The organism is Pimelobacter simplex (genome assembly GCF_024662235.1).
In the GTDB taxonomy this organism is placed as follows: domain Bacteria; phylum Actinomycetota; class Actinomycetes; order Propionibacteriales; family Nocardioidaceae; genus Nocardioides.
In genome coordinates, this window is the sequence record NZ_CP096276.1 from 2,852,453 (window position 1) to 2,868,059 (window position 15,607).

The 15,607-nt window shown below is 72.4% G+C and carries 15 protein-coding genes; 11 read left to right on the forward strand and 4 right to left on the reverse strand.

Annotated features, from left to right (window positions below; all coding sequences use genetic code 11):
* The first annotated feature begins 94 nt into the window (after positions 1-94).
* Positions 95-2,842, forward strand: a complete 2,748-nt coding sequence (aceE, locus tag M0M48_RS14025; protein ID WP_445323410.1) for a pyruvate dehydrogenase (acetyl-transferring), homodimeric type — start codon at positions 95-97, stop codon at positions 2,840-2,842.
* Positions 2,843-2,912: 70 nt separating this feature from the next.
* On the opposite strand, the gene M0M48_RS14030 is transcribed toward aceE, so the two are convergent.
* Together M0M48_RS14030 and M0M48_RS14035 are read right to left on the reverse strand one after the other, a co-directional pair.
* Positions 2,913-3,836 (reverse strand): hypothetical protein, encoded by a 924-nt coding sequence (locus M0M48_RS14030; RefSeq protein ID WP_257751622.1) that lies wholly within the window; start codon positions 3,834-3,836, stop codon positions 2,913-2,915.
* 62 nt (positions 3,837-3,898) lie between these two features.
* Positions 3,899-4,603, reverse strand: coding sequence for a FadR/GntR family transcriptional regulator (locus M0M48_RS14035; protein ID WP_215817048.1), 705 nt, complete (start codon positions 4,601-4,603; stop codon positions 3,899-3,901).
* A gap of 155 nt (positions 4,604-4,758) precedes the next feature.
* Here M0M48_RS14035 and M0M48_RS14040 point away from each other — a divergent pair, with 155 nt between their 5' ends.
* The 10 genes from M0M48_RS14040 to M0M48_RS14085 are packed head-to-tail and all read left to right on the forward strand — an operon-like array spanning position 4,759 to position 13,708.
* The gene (locus M0M48_RS14040; RefSeq protein ID WP_215817049.1) at positions 4,759-5,001 is read left to right on the forward strand and encodes a biotin/lipoyl-containing protein; all 243 of its coding nucleotides are present in this window, start codon (positions 4,759-4,761) and stop codon (positions 4,999-5,001) included.
* Positions 4,998-5,954, forward strand: a complete 957-nt coding sequence (locus M0M48_RS14045; RefSeq protein ID WP_257751623.1) for a thiamine pyrophosphate-dependent dehydrogenase E1 component subunit alpha — start codon at positions 4,998-5,000, stop codon at positions 5,952-5,954. The genes M0M48_RS14040 and M0M48_RS14045 overlap by 4 nt, the downstream gene beginning before the upstream one ends.
* Positions 5,951-6,943 carry an alpha-ketoacid dehydrogenase subunit beta gene (locus M0M48_RS14050; RefSeq protein ID WP_215817051.1) on the forward strand — a complete coding sequence of 331 codons (993 nt, stop codon included), beginning with the start codon at positions 5,951-5,953 and terminating at the stop codon, positions 6,941-6,943. Before M0M48_RS14045 ends, M0M48_RS14050 begins: the two co-directional genes overlap by 4 nt.
* The gene (locus tag M0M48_RS14055) at positions 6,940-8,316 is read left to right on the forward strand and encodes an aminotransferase family protein (RefSeq protein ID WP_257751624.1); all 1,377 of its coding nucleotides are present in this window, start codon (positions 6,940-6,942) and stop codon (positions 8,314-8,316) included. Before M0M48_RS14050 ends, M0M48_RS14055 begins: the two co-directional genes overlap by 4 nt.
* Entirely contained in the window at positions 8,313-9,299 is a 987-nt protein-coding gene (locus M0M48_RS14060) for an ABC transporter substrate-binding protein (protein WP_257751625.1), read from the forward strand. Before M0M48_RS14055 ends, M0M48_RS14060 begins: the two co-directional genes overlap by 4 nt.
* A gap of 13 nt (positions 9,300-9,312) precedes the next feature.
* Positions 9,313-10,263 carry an ABC transporter permease gene (locus tag M0M48_RS14065; RefSeq protein ID WP_215817054.1) on the forward strand — a complete coding sequence of 317 codons (951 nt, stop codon included), beginning with the start codon at positions 9,313-9,315 and terminating at the stop codon, positions 10,261-10,263.
* Positions 10,247-11,083, forward strand: coding sequence for an ABC transporter ATP-binding protein (locus tag M0M48_RS14070; protein ID WP_257751626.1), 837 nt, complete (start codon positions 10,247-10,249; stop codon positions 11,081-11,083). Before M0M48_RS14065 ends, M0M48_RS14070 begins: the two co-directional genes overlap by 17 nt.
* Entirely contained in the window at positions 11,080-11,727 is a 648-nt protein-coding gene (locus M0M48_RS14075) for a 2-oxo acid dehydrogenase subunit E2 (RefSeq protein WP_257751627.1), read from the forward strand. The genes M0M48_RS14070 and M0M48_RS14075 overlap by 4 nt, the downstream gene beginning before the upstream one ends.
* Positions 11,727-12,668, forward strand: coding sequence for a lipoyl synthase (gene lipA / locus M0M48_RS14080; RefSeq protein WP_257751628.1), 942 nt, complete (start codon positions 11,727-11,729; stop codon positions 12,666-12,668). The genes M0M48_RS14075 and lipA overlap by 1 nt, the downstream gene beginning before the upstream one ends.
* Positions 12,665-13,708 carry a pyridoxal phosphate-dependent aminotransferase gene (locus M0M48_RS14085; RefSeq protein WP_257751629.1) on the forward strand — a complete coding sequence of 348 codons (1,044 nt, stop codon included), beginning with the start codon at positions 12,665-12,667 and terminating at the stop codon, positions 13,706-13,708. The genes lipA and M0M48_RS14085 overlap by 4 nt, the downstream gene beginning before the upstream one ends.
* On the opposite strand, the gene M0M48_RS14090 is transcribed toward M0M48_RS14085, so the two are convergent.
* Positions 13,705-13,989, reverse strand: a complete 285-nt coding sequence (locus M0M48_RS14090) for a hypothetical protein (protein WP_257751630.1) — start codon at positions 13,987-13,989, stop codon at positions 13,705-13,707. The genes M0M48_RS14085 and M0M48_RS14090 overlap by 4 nt on opposite strands.
* A gap of 230 nt (positions 13,990-14,219) precedes the next feature.
* On the reverse strand, positions 14,220-15,548 hold the full coding sequence (locus tag M0M48_RS14095) for a S1 family peptidase (RefSeq protein ID WP_257751631.1): 1,329 nt from the start codon (positions 15,546-15,548) through the stop codon (positions 14,220-14,222).
* Between the last annotated feature and the right edge of the window lie 59 nt (positions 15,549-15,607).

The following is a 15,607-nucleotide window of genomic DNA, read 5'->3' on the forward strand; positions in this document are numbered from 1 at the left end:
CCTGGAGCGAGGTGCAACGATGGGCAGCGTGACCTCCGACACGAACTCCGGTGGCCCCACCCCGGCCGCCCGCGCAGGTTCGGCACCCTCGGTCATCCATGAGGGCCTGCCCACCCAGCTTCCCGACATCGACCCGGACGAGACCCAGGACTGGATCGACTCGTTCAACGCGCTCATCGACGAGCGCGGCCGCGAGCGCGCCCGCTACGTGATGCTGCGCCTGCTGGAGCGGGCCCGGGAGGCCCAGGTCGGCGTCCCGGCGCTGCGCAGCACGGACTACATCAACACGATCCCGCCCGAGCGCGAGCCGTGGTTCCCCGGCGACGAGGACGTCGAGCGCCGGATCCGGGCGTTCATCCGCTGGAACGCCGCGGTGATGGTCTCCAGCGCCAACCGCAAGGGACTCGAGGTCGGCGGGCACATCGCCACCTACCAGTCGAGCGCCAGCCTCTACGAGGTCGGCTTCAACCACTTCTTCCGTGGCAAGGAGCACCCCGGCGGCGGCGACCAGATCTTCATCCAGGGCCACGCCTCCCCCGGCATCTACGCCCGGGCCTACCTCGAGGGCCGGCTCTCCGAGGAGCAGCTGTTCCGCTTTCGCCAGGAGGTCCAGCACGGCAAGGGCGCCGGCCTGTCGTCGTACCCGCACCCGCGGCTGATGCCGGACTTCTGGGAGTTCCCGACGGTCTCGATGGGCCTGACCGGCATCAACTCGATCTACCAGGCGCGGTTCAACCGCTACCTGCACAACCGCGGCATCAAGGACACCGCCGCGCAGCACGTCTGGGCGTTCCTGGGCGACGGCGAGATGGCCGAGCCCGAGTCGCTCGGCGCGATCCGGATCGCGGCCCGCGAGGAGCTCGACAACCTCACCTGGGTGATCAACTGCAACCTGCAGCAGCTCGACGGCCCGGTCACGGGCAACGGCAAGATCATCCAGGAGCTCGAGGCCAACTTCCGCGGCGCCGGCTGGAACGTCATCAAGGTCGTCTGGGGCCGTGAGTGGGACGCCCTGCTCGCCCGCGACGTCGACGGCGTGCTCGTCAACCAGATGAACTCCACCCCCGACGGCGCGTTCCAGACCTTCTCGGTCGAGGACGGCGCCTACACCCGCGAGCACTTCTTCGGCCCGGACCCGCGGCTGCGGGCGATGGTCGAGCACATGAGCGACCGGCAGATCGAGAAGCTGCCCCGCGGCGGCCACGACTACCGCAAGGTCTACGCCGCGTTCGACGCCGCGACCAAGCACGTCGGGCAGCCGACCGTGATCCTGGCGCACACCGTCAAGGGCTGGACGATCGACGCCCTCGAGGGCAAGAACGCCACCCACCAGATGAAGAAGCTGACCCAGGACGACCTGAAGAAGTTCCGCGACCGGCTCTACCTGCCGATCAGCGACCGCGACCTCGAGACGGCGTACGACGCCACGGGCGCGGCGCCGTTCTTCCACCCGGGCGCGGACTCGCCGGAGATCGAGTACATGATGGAGCGGCGGCGCCAGCTCGGCGGCTCGCTCCCCCAGCGCGTCGACCGCTCGACGATGCTGACCCTGCCCGGCGACAGCACCTACGCCGAGCTCAAGAAGGGTGCCGGCAACCACAAGGTCGCCACGACCATGGCCGCGGTCCGGCTGCTCAAGGACTGGATGAAGGACCCCGGCATCGGCAAGCGGATCGTCCCGATCGCGCCCGACGAGTACCGCACGTTCGGCATGGACGCGATGTTCCCCTCGGCCAAGGTCTACGACCCGCACGGCCAGCAGTTCGAGTCCGTCGACCGCAACATGCTGCTGCAGTACAAGATGTCCGCACAGGGCCAGATGCTCCACGAGGGCATCTCCGAGGCCGGCGCGATGGCCTCCGCGATCGCGGCCGGGTCGTCGTACACGACCCACGGCGAGCCGATGATCCCGTTCTACATCTTCTACTCGATGTTCGGCTTCCAGCGCACCGGCGACTCGATCTGGGCGATGGCCGACCAGCTCTCCCGCGGCTTCCTGGTCGGCGCCACCGCCGGCCGGACGACGCTCACGGGTGAGGGTCTGCAGCACGCCGACGGCCACTCGCCGCTGATCGCGGCGACCAACCCGGCCGTCGTCCACTACGACCCGGCGTTCGGCTACGAGGTCGGGCACATCATGCGCTCGGGCCTCGAGCGGATGTACGGCGCCAGCGCCGAGCACCCGCGCGGCGAGGACGTGATCTTCTACCTCACCGTCTACAACGAGCCCGTCGCCCAGCCCGCCGAGCCCGAGGGCCTCGACGTCGCGGGCCTGCTCAAGGGTCTCTACCGGGTCACCGAGTCGGCGCCCGCCGAGGGCCCGCGGGTCCGGCTGCTCGCCTCCGGCGTCGGCTTCCCGTGGATCGCCGAGGCCCAGCAGATCCTCGCCGACGAGTGGGGCGTCCAGGCCGAGACCTGGTCGGTCACCTCGTGGAACGAGCTCGCGCGCGACGGCATCGCGACCGAGAAGTGGAACCTCCTGCACCCCGACGAGGCCCACCGCACGCCGTACGTCGCGACGGCGCTGGGCGAGGGTGCCCACGCCCAGGCCCCCGTGGTCGCGGTCTCGGACTACATGACCGCCGTCCCGCTGCAGATCGCGCAGTGGGTCCCGGCCGACTACCGGGTGCTCGGTGCCGACGGCTTCGGCTTCGCCGACACCCGTCCGGCCGCGAGGCGCTTCTTCCAGGTCGACGCCCCGTCCGTCGTCGTCGCGGCGCTCGCCGCGCTCGCCGACGCCGGCGAGATCGACCCGGCCCGGGTCAAGGAGGCCGTCGAGCGCTACCGCATCGACGACCCGACCGCCGCGGCCGGCGTCCTCCAGGAGGGCGGCGACGCCTGAGCCCACCGGCTCCTCGTCCGTGCGGGCGTCCTCGCGAGAGGGCGTCCGCACGGCTCATTCTCCCGGCGGGTCAGACCCGCAGCCCGGTGGAGGCGCGGAGCGCCTCCGCGAAGACCGGGAAGTTGGCGATCCCCGACTGCTGGACCTTGACCCGGCCCCGGCGTCCCCGGACCCGGACCACCACGTGGGTCCAGTTGTTCTCGCCGTCGTGCTCGTAGGTGACCGCGTCGATCCGGTCCCACCGCACGGGCTCTCCCTCCAGCACCAGGACGTCCGCCTGGAGGCTCACCGCGCCGAGGTCGATCGTGTCGCCGGCGCGCAGCCGCTCGGCGTACGTGGCGAGCCCGGCGGCGACGGCCGCCTCCTCGATGCGGGTCTCCACCGCGCCGCTCACACCGGCCCGGTCCGGCCGGCCCTCGATCCCGGCCTGCCCGCTCTCGAAGTACAGGACCCGTGACCAGGGTGCGGCCTCGAGCCGCCCGCGCCGGACGATCCGGACGCCCTCGGCGTGCACGCCGACGTACTCGTTGCCGCGCCAGTGCACGAACACACCGACGCTGATCGCGACCAGGCCCAGGAGCACCGGCGTCAGCCAGCCCCACACCGCGCCGTCCGCGGCGGTCGGCACGACCACGATCCCGAACACCCCGACGGTCAGCGCCGCCAGGACCGCCCACCACGGGACGTAGCCCTCGGAGAACATCGCCGCCCCGCCCTGCGCGAGCTCGGGACGATCACCGGCGACGAGCGGGGCCGCGCGCAGGTCCCGCCGCCACGCGACCACGAGCGCGACCAGGAAGCCCAGCGCGACGAGCACCAGGCCCGCCCCGACCACGAGCCCGACGAGGCGCACCTGCGCGCGGTCGCTGGTGCCCAGCGTCGCCAGGTAGCCGGCGCCGCCGATCGCGATCAGCCCCAACCACCCGGCCGAGCCGGCCGAGAAACGCGTCAGCCTGCGCAGCGCCGCGGCGTGCATGTCGGTCCCGGGATCCATGCGTCACGGTAGCCGTCGGGCGTCGCGCGATGTCAAGCGATCCGGGACCGCCGGGCCTCGCCTCAGCTGTTGCCGATCGCGTCGAAGTGCTCGTCGACGGCGCGCATCGCCGCGTCGGGGTCGCCGGCGACGATGGCGTCGTAGATCCGCGTGTGGTGGTCGACCAGGAGGGCCTGGCGCGAGGTGCTCAGCCGCTCCTGGCTCAGCCGCTCGCTGCGCTCGGCGAGGTCCTTGGTGAGCACGTTGGACAGCGCCTCGGCGAAGAAGGTCAGCGACGGGTTGCCGGCCGCGCGCAGCAGCGACTGGTGGAACGCGCGGTCGGCGACCAGGACGTCGGCGCTCAGCTCAGTCGCGGCCATGGTGTCGATCGCGCGCTTCATGTAGGCGATGAGCACCGGGTCGGCCCGGCGGGCCGCCTCGGCCGCGGCCTGGCGCTCCAGGGCGATCCGGACCGACTCGAGCGAGGCCAGCGGCAGGTGCGAGCTGCTGATCGCGAGGTTGAGCGCGAACGCGAGCGCGTCGGGGCGCAGGGTCTCGACGAACGTCCCCGCCCCCGTACGACGGCGCAGCACCCCCAGCCCCTCGAGCATGCCGAGCCGGTCGCGCAGCGCGGTCCGGCTCACGTCGAGGCGGACGGCGAGGTCGCGCTCGCTCGGCAGCCGGTCCCCCGGCTGGATCCCCTGGATCAGCTCGGCGAGCGCGACGGAGAGCGGGTCGTCGGCGAACAGCTCGCTGAGCGAGGACCCGGCGTCGTTCTCGATCGTCATGGCATCGGCCTTTCCTGGGTGGGGCGCAGCGACTGTAGCCGGAGGCCCTTGACATCCGGCCGTGGGCCAGATCACTATTCATTCAATTGGTAGTACCACTTTGCGAAGCGGTAGCACCACTTTAGCAACCCCTATCCCCGACCGAAAGGACTTCGGTGAGCACTTCCGTCTCGATCACAGAGCTGGGCGACGGCGTCGAGGAGGCCGTCCTCGCGACCTGGCTGTGCGCCGTGGGCGACACCGTCGCCGCCGGCGAGCCGATCGCCGAGGTGATGACCGACAAGGTGAACCTCGAGATCGAGGCCCCGGTCGCCGGCGTCGTCACCGCGCTGCACGGCGAGCCCGAGGACACCGTGCGGATCGGCCAGGTCATCGCCGAGATCGGCGACCCCGCATGAGCCTCACCGAGACCGGCCTCTGGGAGGCCATGGTCGAGGCCCGCGCCTTCGACCAGGCGATGTGCCGGCACAACGGCCACTGGCACGAGGCCCGCGGCGAGGAGGCCGTCTTCGTCGGCGCCTTCGCCGACCTGGGCGCCGACGACGTCGTCGCCCCGCACTTCCGCGGCGCCTGCGCCGTCGCGCTCCACCGCGGCGCCGACCCCGCGACGCTCGCCGCCGGGGTCTTCGGCACCGACGCGAGCGGCTCGGGCGGGCACTGGCGCGGGGACATCTGCCCGGCTCCCGGCACGCACGCGGTCGGCATGTTCTCCGGCTCGCTCGGTACGTCGGTCGCCTACGCCACCGGCGCGGCCCTGCACCTGTCCCGGACCCGCCCCGGCGCGGTCGCCGTCTGCGGCTTCGGCGACGGCACCGCCAACAGCGGCATCGTCGCGGAGTCGCTCAACCTGGCCGCGATGCTCGCCCTGCCGATCGTCTACGTCTGCCAGGACAATCAGTACGCCACCTCGCTCCCCTCGTCGGTCGCGCTGGCCGGCGAGCGGGTCTCCGACCGGGCCCGGGCGCTCGGCATCACCGCCAGCGACGTCGACGGCAACGACGTGCGCGCCGTGCGTGCCGCCGTCACCGCGGCGGTCGACCACGCCCGCAGCGGCGCCGGGCCCGCGTTCGTGCACGCGCTGACCTACCGGATGGGCGGGCACTACATGAACGACCCCGAGACCTACCGGAGCCCCGAGGAGGTCGCGGCCTGGGCCGAGCGTGACCCGATCGCCCGGCTCGAGGACGACCTGGTCGCCACCGGGATCCTCGACCGCGCCGGAGCCGAGGCGCGCTCGGCCGCCGCGCACGAGCGGATGGACGCGATCGTCGCCGCCGCCAAGGCCGCGAGCGATGCCGCCCTCGTCCGCGCCACCAGCCCCTACGCCGAGGACCTGAGGAGCGCGTCATGAGCCGGATGACCATGAGCGAGGCGATCGTCGCCGCGATCGCCGACGCGATGGCCGAGGACGACTCGGTCTACCTGATGGGCCAGGACATCGGCGTCTTCGGCGGGCCGATGCAGTCGGCCAAGGGCCTGTGGGACGCGTTCGGCGCCCAGGGCCGGGTGATCGACTCCCCCATCTCCGAGGCCGCCATGGTCGGGACGGCGGTCGGGGCCGCGATGGCCGGCAGCCGGCCGATCGTCGACCTGATGTTCGCCGAGTTCCTCGCCCTGACCATGACCCCGCTGGGTCTGGAGGGTGCGGCGGTCGCCTTCCGCACCCGCGGCGAGGTCACCGTGCCGCTCGTCGTCCGCGCCAAGTGCGGCGTCGGGCCGCACCGCGGTCACGCCGAGAGCTGCGTCGGCATGCTGCTGGCCTTCCCCGGGCTCAAGGTCGCGATGCCGACCACGCCGCAGGACGCCTACTCCCTGACCCGGGCCGCGATCCGCGACGACAATCCGGTGGTGCTGCTGGAGCACATGAGCCTGCTCCACGGCGCCAAGGCCGAGGTGGACCCCACGCTGGAGGTGCCGCTCGGCGCGGCCGTCGTACGGCGTCCGGGGGCCGACCTGACCGTGGCCGCCTCCGGCCTGATGGTCCAGCGCGCCGTCCGCGCCGCCAAGGACCTCGCCGCCGACGGCATCGAGGCCGAGGTCGTCGACCTGCGCTCCCTCGCCCCGCTCGACACCGCGCTGGTCCGGGCCAGCGCCGAGCGGACCGGCGCGCTCCTGGTCGTCGAGGAGTCGTGGCCGGGCTCCGGTCCGGCCGCCGCCCTCTGCGCCGCCCTGCTCGGCGACGGCGACCGGCTCGGCTTCCCGGTCCGGCTGCTCCAGCCGCCCGCGACGCCGGTGCCCTTCGCCGCGTCCCTGGAGGCCGCCTTCGTCCCGTCCGTCGCCGACATCGTGGACGCCGCCCATTCCCTTCACCCGTCCCTGAGAGGAACGGTGTCCGCATGAGCACCTCACCGGCCAGCCAGGTCTTCCACCGCGACCTGGTCCACTCCGCACCCGCGGTCAGCCACGCCTCCGGCGTGCACGTGTGGGACGCCGACGGCAACGAGTACCTCGACGCCTCCTCCGGCGGCAATATCGTCATCAGCATCGGCTACGGCGTCCAGGACGTCCTCGACGCGATGGCCGACCAGGCCGCCAAGGTGAGCTTCTGCGGCCAGTTCACCAGCGAGCCGCAGGAGCAGCTCGCCCGCGAGCTCGCCGACTTCGCGCCCGACGGCATGGACTACGTCCGGTTCACCTCCGGCGGCTCCGAGGCCAACGAGACCGCGATCAAGCTCGCCCGGCACTACTTCGTCGAGTCGGGCAAGCCGTCCAAGCACAAGATCGTCGGGCGCTGGCGCAGCTACCACGGCAACACGCTCGGCGCGCTGTCGGCGACCGGGCACGTGATGCGCCGGACCGGCTACGCGCCGATGCTCCTGCCGTTCGCGCACGCGGCGCCGCCGTACCGCTACCGGTGCACGTTCTGCGCCCAGAGCAACGCCTGCACGCTCTCGTGCGCCGACGACGTCGAGCGGGTCATCCTCAACGAGGGCCCCGAGCACGTCGCCGCCTTCATCGCCGAGCCGGTCGTCGGCGCGGCCGCGATGGGCATGGTGCCACCGGACGGCTACTTCGAGCGGGTCCGCGAGATCTGCGACAAGTACGACGTGCTGATGATCGTCGACGAGGTGCTCAGCGGCATGGGCCGGACCGGGCGCAACTTCGCGATCGAGCACTTCGGCGTCGTCCCCGACCTCATCACCTGCGGCAAGGGCATCAGCAGCGGCTACTCCCCCTTGGGCGCGGTCATCGCCCGCAACGAGATCTACGACGCCGTCGCCAACGGGAGCGGCATGTTCGAGCACGGCTTCACCTACGGCGGCAACCCGCTCTCGTGCGCCGTCGGGCTCGCCGTCCTGCGCCACATCGAGAAGCACGACCTCGTGACCCGGGCCGGCGAGGTCGGCGCCTACCTCCTCGCCGAGGTACAGCGGGCGATCGGCGACCACCCCCTGGTCGGCGAGGTGAGCGGCCTCGGCATGCTCGTCGGCGTCGAGATCGTGGCCGACCGCGCCACCAAGGAGCCGTTCCCCTACGAGGCCGGCGTCAGCAAGCGGATCGCCCGGGCCTGCCAGGAGCGCGGCGTCCTCATCAACCCGTCGTTCAGCGGCAACGCCGACGGCTACCGCGGCGACCGGTTCGGCATCTGCCCGCCCTACGTCTTCGAGCGCCACCACGTCGACCAGACCGTCGCGGCCCTCGCCGCGGCCGTCGACCAGGTCGCCGCGGAGCTCGCCTCTCGGGTCCCCACCACCACCAAGGAGTCCCAGTGAAGCGCACCCACCTCGCCCTCGCCGCGTCCGCCCTCGCGGGCCTCGGGCTGTCCACGCTGACCGCCTGCGGCGGCGACGGCGCCGCCGGGGCCACCGAGGTCGCCGACGCCAAGGTCTGCATCGACCAGTACGCCACCGCCACCGTGATCGACGACCTCCTCACCGGCATCAAGAAGGGCCTGAAGAGCGCGACGGACGACGGGTTGGAGCTCGACATCCAGAACCCCAACGCCGACGCCGCGACCGAGCAGACGCTGGCCCAGAAGTTCATCTCCGGCGGCTGCGACCTCATCGTCCCCGTCGGTACGTCGGCCTCGCAGCTGATGGCGACCGCGTCCAAGGACATCCCCATCGTCTTCGCCGCGTCCTCGACGCCGGTCGAGGCCAAGCTGGTGAAGTCCATGGACGAGCCGGGCGGCAATGTCACCGGCGTCGCCGACGTGATCGACCCGGTCCCGGACATCGACGCGATGACCGAGCTCGTCCCCGGGCTCGACAAGGTCGGCCTGATCTGGAAGCTCGGCGACCCCGCCGGCGACGCCCAGGCCGACAAGGTCCGCGCCCACCTCGACGACCTCGGCATCGAGTACGTCGAGGCGACGATCAGCAACGGCTCCGACATCACCCAGGCCGCGCAGAGCCTGGTCGGCAAGGTCGACGCGATCGAGATCCCCGGCGACACCACCACGATCAGCGCGGTCGAGGGCCTGATGAAGGTCGCCGACGACGCCGAGATCCCGGTCTTCGGCGGCACCAGCGAGGCCGTCGAGGCCGGCGCGGTCATCTCCTCCTCCTACGACTACGAGGTCGTCGGCCAGGCGGTCGCCCAGCTCGTCCTCGAGGTGCTCGACGGCGCCGACCCCGCGACGACGGCGGTCGTCGTCCCCGAGACCGGCGGCTTCGACCTCAACCTCACCAAGCTCGAGCAGCTCGGCATCGACGTCCCGGCCGAGATCCGCGACGCCGCGCTCACCACCCACTGACGAAGGGCACACCATGATCTGGAACCTGTTCGAGATCGCCGTGCAGGTGGGACTGCTCTACGTCCCGCTCGTGCTCGGCATCTACCTGGCGATGGGGGTGATGAGCCTCCCCGACCTCACCCTGCAGGGCTCCTTCGGCGTCGGGGGCTCCACGGCCGCCGTGCTCACCGTCCACGGCCACCACCCGCTGGTCGCGCTCGGCCTGGCCATGCTGGCCGGCGCCGCGACCGGCCTGGTCACCGCGATCCTGCACATGACGCTGCGGCTCAATGTGCTGCTGGCGAGCATCCTGGTCGCCACGGCGGCGTACTCGATGTGCCTGGTGATCATGAGCTCCGGCAACGTGTCGCTCTTCGGCGCCGACACCGCGTTCTCCTGGGCCGCGGACGCCGGGCTGACCTACCGCCAGGGCACGATCGTCACCGGCGTCGTCGTCGCGGCGCTGCTCGGCGTGGCGATGCTCTGGTTCCTGCGCACCGACTACGGCCTCTCGCTCATCGCGTCCGGCCAGAACATCCAGACCGCGCGCGGGCTCGGCGTCCGTACCGAGTCGCGCCAGGCCGTCGGCCTCGCCGTCGCCAACGCCTTCGCGGCGCTCTCGGGCGGCCTGGTCGTGCACAACCAGGGCTTCATGGACGTCACCATCCAGAACGGCGTCATCGTGATCGGCCTGGCCGGGATGATGCTCGGCCTCAGCTTCACCCGCTCCAGCCGGGTGCTGCCCATCGTGCTCGCGCTCGTCGCCGGCGTCGTCGTCTACCGCTTCGCGGTCGCGGCCTCGCTGCAGATCGGGCTCGACCCCAACCTGCTCCAGCTGCTCACCGCCGCTGTCGTGGTGATCGTGATCGCCGTGCGCAGCCAGGGCCGCAGCTGGCTCAGCTCTCTCACGACGAGCGGACGGCGCCAGCGGCGCATCGCTCGTACCAGGTTCTACGAGGAGGACCGCGTTGCCAGCTTCATCTGATTCCGTCCCCGACCTGCTCCTGGAGGGATGCACCAAGCGGTTCATCGCCCCCGGACGCGAGCTCGTCACCGCCGTCGACGACCTGAACCTGGAGGTGGCGGCCGGCACCTTCGTGTCGATCATCGGCTCCAACGGCGCCGGCAAGTCGACCATGCTCTCGATGGTCGCCGGCAACCTGCTGGCCGACGAGGGGCACGTGACCGTCCGCGGCCGCGACGTCACCACGCTGCCGTCGTGGCGCCGGATCGGCCTGGTCTCGCGGGTGCGCCAGAACCCGCAGGACAACATGGTCTCCAACCTGACGATCGAGGAGAACTTCGCGCTCGCCCTGGCCGGACGACGCGGGCGGTTCCCGCTGCGCCGTACGTCGCCGGGCAAGGTGCGCGCCGCCGCCCAGGAGCTCCTCGAGCCCCTCGGCATGGGCCTGGAGGACCGGCTCGGCGCCATCTCCGGCTCGCTCTCGGGCGGTCAGCGCCAGGCCATCGCCGTGGCCATGGCATGCCTCGGCTCGCCGGCGCTCATGCTCCTCGACGAGCACGTCGCGGCGCTCGACCCCAACAGCGCGGCGCGGGTCAACTCCGCCACCGAGCGGCTGGTGCGCGAGCGGAAGATCACCACGATGATGGTCACCCACGACATGAAGCACGCGCTCGACCACGCCGACCGGCTGCTGATGATGCACCAGGGCAAGGTCGTCGTCGACGTGAGCGGCGAGCAGCTGACCGGCATCACGCCCCGCGACCTCCAGCAGCGCTCCGCCGCGCTCTCGGGCGGCAGCCTGTCCGACGCCAGCCTGCTCGCGGAGAGCAGCCCGGCATGAGCACCCCGACGGTCACCCGTACGCCGCTGGTCGGCATCCGCAAGGCGATCGCCCACCGGATGGCCCAGTCCCACGCGCAGATCCCCGGCGTACACGTGGTCGAGGAGTGCGATGTCACCCGTGTCGACATGCGCCTGCTCCTCGCCCACGTCTGCCGGGCGGTCGCCGCGCTCGCGGCCGAGCACCCCGTGTTCAACGCGCACGTCGTCGACGACGAGATCCTCGCGTACGACGACGTGGCGGTCGGGTTCGCCGTGGACACCCCGCGCGGGCTCGTCGTACCGGTGCTGCGCGACCCGCTCGCCCACTCGGCCGAGGACCTCACCGCCCAGGTGGCGGACCTCGCCGAGCGGGCGCGGGCCGGCCGCCTTGCCGCCCGCGACATCAGCGGCGCCACGGTGACCGTCACCAGCCCCGGCAAGAGCGGCGGCGTGCTCGCCACCCCGCTCATCAACCCGCCGCAGACCGCGATCATCGGCGTGCACCGCGCGACCGACCGGGTGGTCGCGGTCTCGGGCGGGGTCGCCTTACGCCGGATGCTCAACCTCACCGTCACCTTCGACCACCGGGTGATCGACGGGGCCGAGGCCGGGCGCTACGCCCGCGAGCTCCGCGCTCTCCTGGAGCAGGAGCCGGCTGCCTGATGACCGCCTCCCCCGAGGGACGCCGGCTCCTGCGCGTGGAGGTCCGCAACGCGCAGGTGCCGGTGGAGCCCAAGCCCGCCTGGATCCGCACCCGGGCCCGGACCGGCCCCGCCTTCCGCGAGCTCACCGACCTGGTCCGCGCCGAGGGCCTGCACACCGTCTGCCAGGAGGCGGCCTGTCCCAACATCTTCGAGTGCTGGGAGGACCGCGAGGCGACCTTCCTCATCGGCGGCGACCAGTGCACCCGACGCTGCGACTTCTGCCAGATCGACACCGGTCGCCCCGCCGCGCTGGATCGCGACGAACCCCGCCGGGTCGCCGAGTCCGTGCAGACCATGGGCCTGAAGTACGCCACCATCACCGGCGTCGCCCGCGACGACCTGCCCGACGGCGGCGCCTGGCTCTACGCCGAGACCGTCCGCGCCATCCACGACCTCAACCCCGAGACCGGGGTGGAGAACCTCATCCCGGACTTCAACGGCCGCCCCGACCTCCTCACCCAGGTCTTCGAGTCCCGCCCCGAGGTCCTCGCCCACAACGTCGAGACCGTCCCCCGGATCTTCAAGCGCATCCGCCCCGCCTTCCGCTACGACCGCTCCCTCGACGTGCTCACCCAGGCGCGGGCATTCGGACTGGTCACCAAGTCCAACCTCATCCTCGGCATGGGCGAGACCCGCGAGGAGGTCTCCCAAGCCCTGCGCGACCTCCACGACGCCGGCTGCGAGCTCATCACCATCACCCAGTACCTACGCCCCAGCCCCCGTCACCACCCCGTCGAACGCTGGGTCAAGCCCGAGGAGTTCGTCGAGCTCGCCACCGAGGCCGACGAGATCGGCTTCAGCGGCGTCCTCTCCGGCCCCCTCGTGCGCTCCTCCTACCGCGCCGGACGGCTCTACGAGACCGCCCGCCGCGCGCGCCGGGACCTGGAGGCGGCCCGATGACCGAGCTCACCGCCCGCCCCTGGCTGTCCGGGCTCGCCCCCTACCGCCCGGGCGCCGCCGCGCCCTCCGCCACCGGCTCGCTGTCGTCCAACGAGTCCGCGCTCGGCGCCAGCCCCCACGTCGTCGACGCGGTGGTGCGCGCCGCCCGCTCGGCCCACCGCTACCCCGACGCGCTTGCCACCGAGCTGCGCGCGGAGATCGCCGCGCGCCACGGCGTACCGACGGAGCAGGTGCTGGTCGGCAACGGCTCGGACGAGCTGATCTTCCTGCTCGCCCTCGCCTTCCTCGCCGGCGGCGGCACCGCCGTCTGCGCCGACCCCGCCTACCGCGTCGACGAGATCAGCACCCAGGTCGTCGGCGGCACGGTCGTCTCGGTCCCCCTCGCCGAGGACCACCACGACCTCAGCGCCATGGCCGCCGTCCCCGCCGACCTCGCCTACGTCGTCAACCCCCACAACCCGACCGGCACCCTGGTCCCCCGCGACGCCGTCCGCCGCTTCCGCGAGCACTCGCCCGCCGGCCTGGTCGTCGTCGACGAGGCCTACATCGACTTCGCCCCCGACCCCCTCGCCGCCACGGCCGTCCCCCTCCTGCGCGAGGGCGGCCTCGCCGTCCTCCGGACCTTCTCCAAGGCCTTCGGCCTGGCCGGCCTCCGCGTCGGCTACCTCCTCGCCCCCACCCCGGTCATCGACGTCCTCAGCGGCATCCGCGCCCCCTTCTCGGTCAACCGCCTCGCCCAGGCCGCCGCCCTCGCCGCCCTCCGCGACCGCACCCACCACGAGGCCGTCCGGGTCCACACCATCGACATGCGCCGCCGGGTCAGCGACCTCTTCACCCGCCACGGGTACGACGTCGTGCCCTCCCACACCAACTTCGTCCTGGTCCGCGTCCCCGACGAGCCCGGCCTGGTCCGCCGGCTCGCCGCCGCGGGGATCGCCGTACGGCCGGGCTCGGCGCTCGGCGTACCGGGGGCGGTGCGGGTGTCGGTGCCGGGTGACGAGGGCTGGCGCCACCTGCAGCGGGCGTTGGGGCAGGGCTAGCGCGCGGCGACCAGCACGACCTCCACACGATCGGGCGCGCACGCCGCCCCACCGGAGACCTCGTCGGCGCCGAGGTCGGCCTCACCGCCCTCGAGGACGACCTCGTCCCCGATCCGGAACGGCGCGTAGCCGGGGATCTCCACGACACCCGACCGCACGACAGCCCCCTCGGGGGCGACCAGCAGCCGCCCGTCGAGGCTGAGGCAGCCGCCGGAGGTGAGCCCGATCGTGCCGGCCAACCGCGCCTTGAACCCGCCCGGTGCCGACCGACCGGTCGTCACGAGGCGGACGGCCCGCGGCGACGGGCTCTCCGCCGCTCCCGGGCCCTGGGAGTCGCTGGTGCCCGAGGTCCCCCCAGGGCCCGAGCACGCCACGAAGAGCGCTGCCGCGAGGACAAGACCGAGACCCCCACCGATCGACCTCCGGATCGACCGGCGGACCGACCGGCGGACCGACCGGCGGACCGACCGGCGGACCGACCGGCGGATCGACGGTCGACGTACGGTGAGACTCATGGCCGCAGGACCTCCGCATCGAGGTTGTTGGCGACCCTACCGATGCGCGTGAAGTAGTCGCGCCCGTTGATCGCTCCGGTCAGGGTGCCTCGAGCCGTGTTGCTGAAGAACCAGGGGCCACCGCTGTCACCCGCCACCGTGATCTCCGAGCTCGCGCGGTCGAGCCCGCACCGGTTGACACCGTCCCCGAACCCGTTGCGGCACACGTTCACCTCAGCGACGGAGGTGCAGTGATAGCCACCGGCGGCACCCCAAGCACACACGCTGCTGCCGACCGGGGCATTCGCCACCGTCCGCACCGGGCGGTCGTCGGCAGACGTGGTTCCCGACGCCCGGAAGGACGGGTCGACGTCGATGCCGGGGTCGAACCGGTGGAACTGGAGGTCGATCACGCCACCGGTCGCCGTGGTCGATGCCCCCGTCACGAAGGTCAGGATCGGGTTGCTGTTGTAGGTGAGCCCGTTGGGACAGTGGCGCGCGGTGACGATGCCGACGTCGCCGCCCCTCCGCACGACGAACCCGCCGGTGCACACGAAGGTGCCGTTGGACGCCAGCCGGAGTGCACGACCACCACGCTTGCCCTTGAGCGTCCCGTCGTCGACACCCACCCTGGTCGTGAGCTCCACCGGCACCGGGAGTCGCCCGTCGACCGCGAGCCCGGCAACCGACCGCAGGGCCTGCACCGCAACGGTCTCGGCCGCCGCCCGGAGCATCACGTCCGGAACCGCGACGTCCACCTCCAGCACCCCGCGGTGGGCGTCGTAGTCGACCCCGACCCCGGTGGTCACCGGCGCATCGGCCAGGGCGAGGAAGACCAGCTCTTGTGCCCTGGTGATCTCCTCGTCGGTCGCATCGACCCGGCGATGGACGGTGACAGGCGCCGGAACCGCTCCGAAGACCTCGGCCACGGCGGCGAGGTCGGCGTCAGCGCCGGCCTCCACCCAATAGCCCCCGGTCGGCTCCACCCCTGACTCCAGCACCGCGCGCGGGTAGCGGACCTCCGCCTCGTGGAGCGCCAGGTCGAACTCGTCCGTCCCCGCGCTTCGAGCGGCGAGCTCGTCGTAGGGCACGCCCTGCGTCTCGGCCACGGTGCGCAGGTCCTGCCGCGCGGCCTCCGAGAGAACCGCACCACGGGCTCGCTCGTGACGACCGGTATCGATGCTCACGAGCGGTGGGGCGCTGCGCACAGGAACGTCACTGACCGATGCATCGGGCGGCCGGTCGGGGTCGTCCGCGCGGGCCGACGGCGTCGAGAGGATCGCGGCGGCGGTGACCGGGAGCAGCGCCGCTGCGACGAGGCCTGCGAACCGAGATCGAGTGCGCATCGGGGCACCTCCTTGGCCGCCAGACTCAGCAGACCTGCGCGCAAGGTCAACAGATCCGC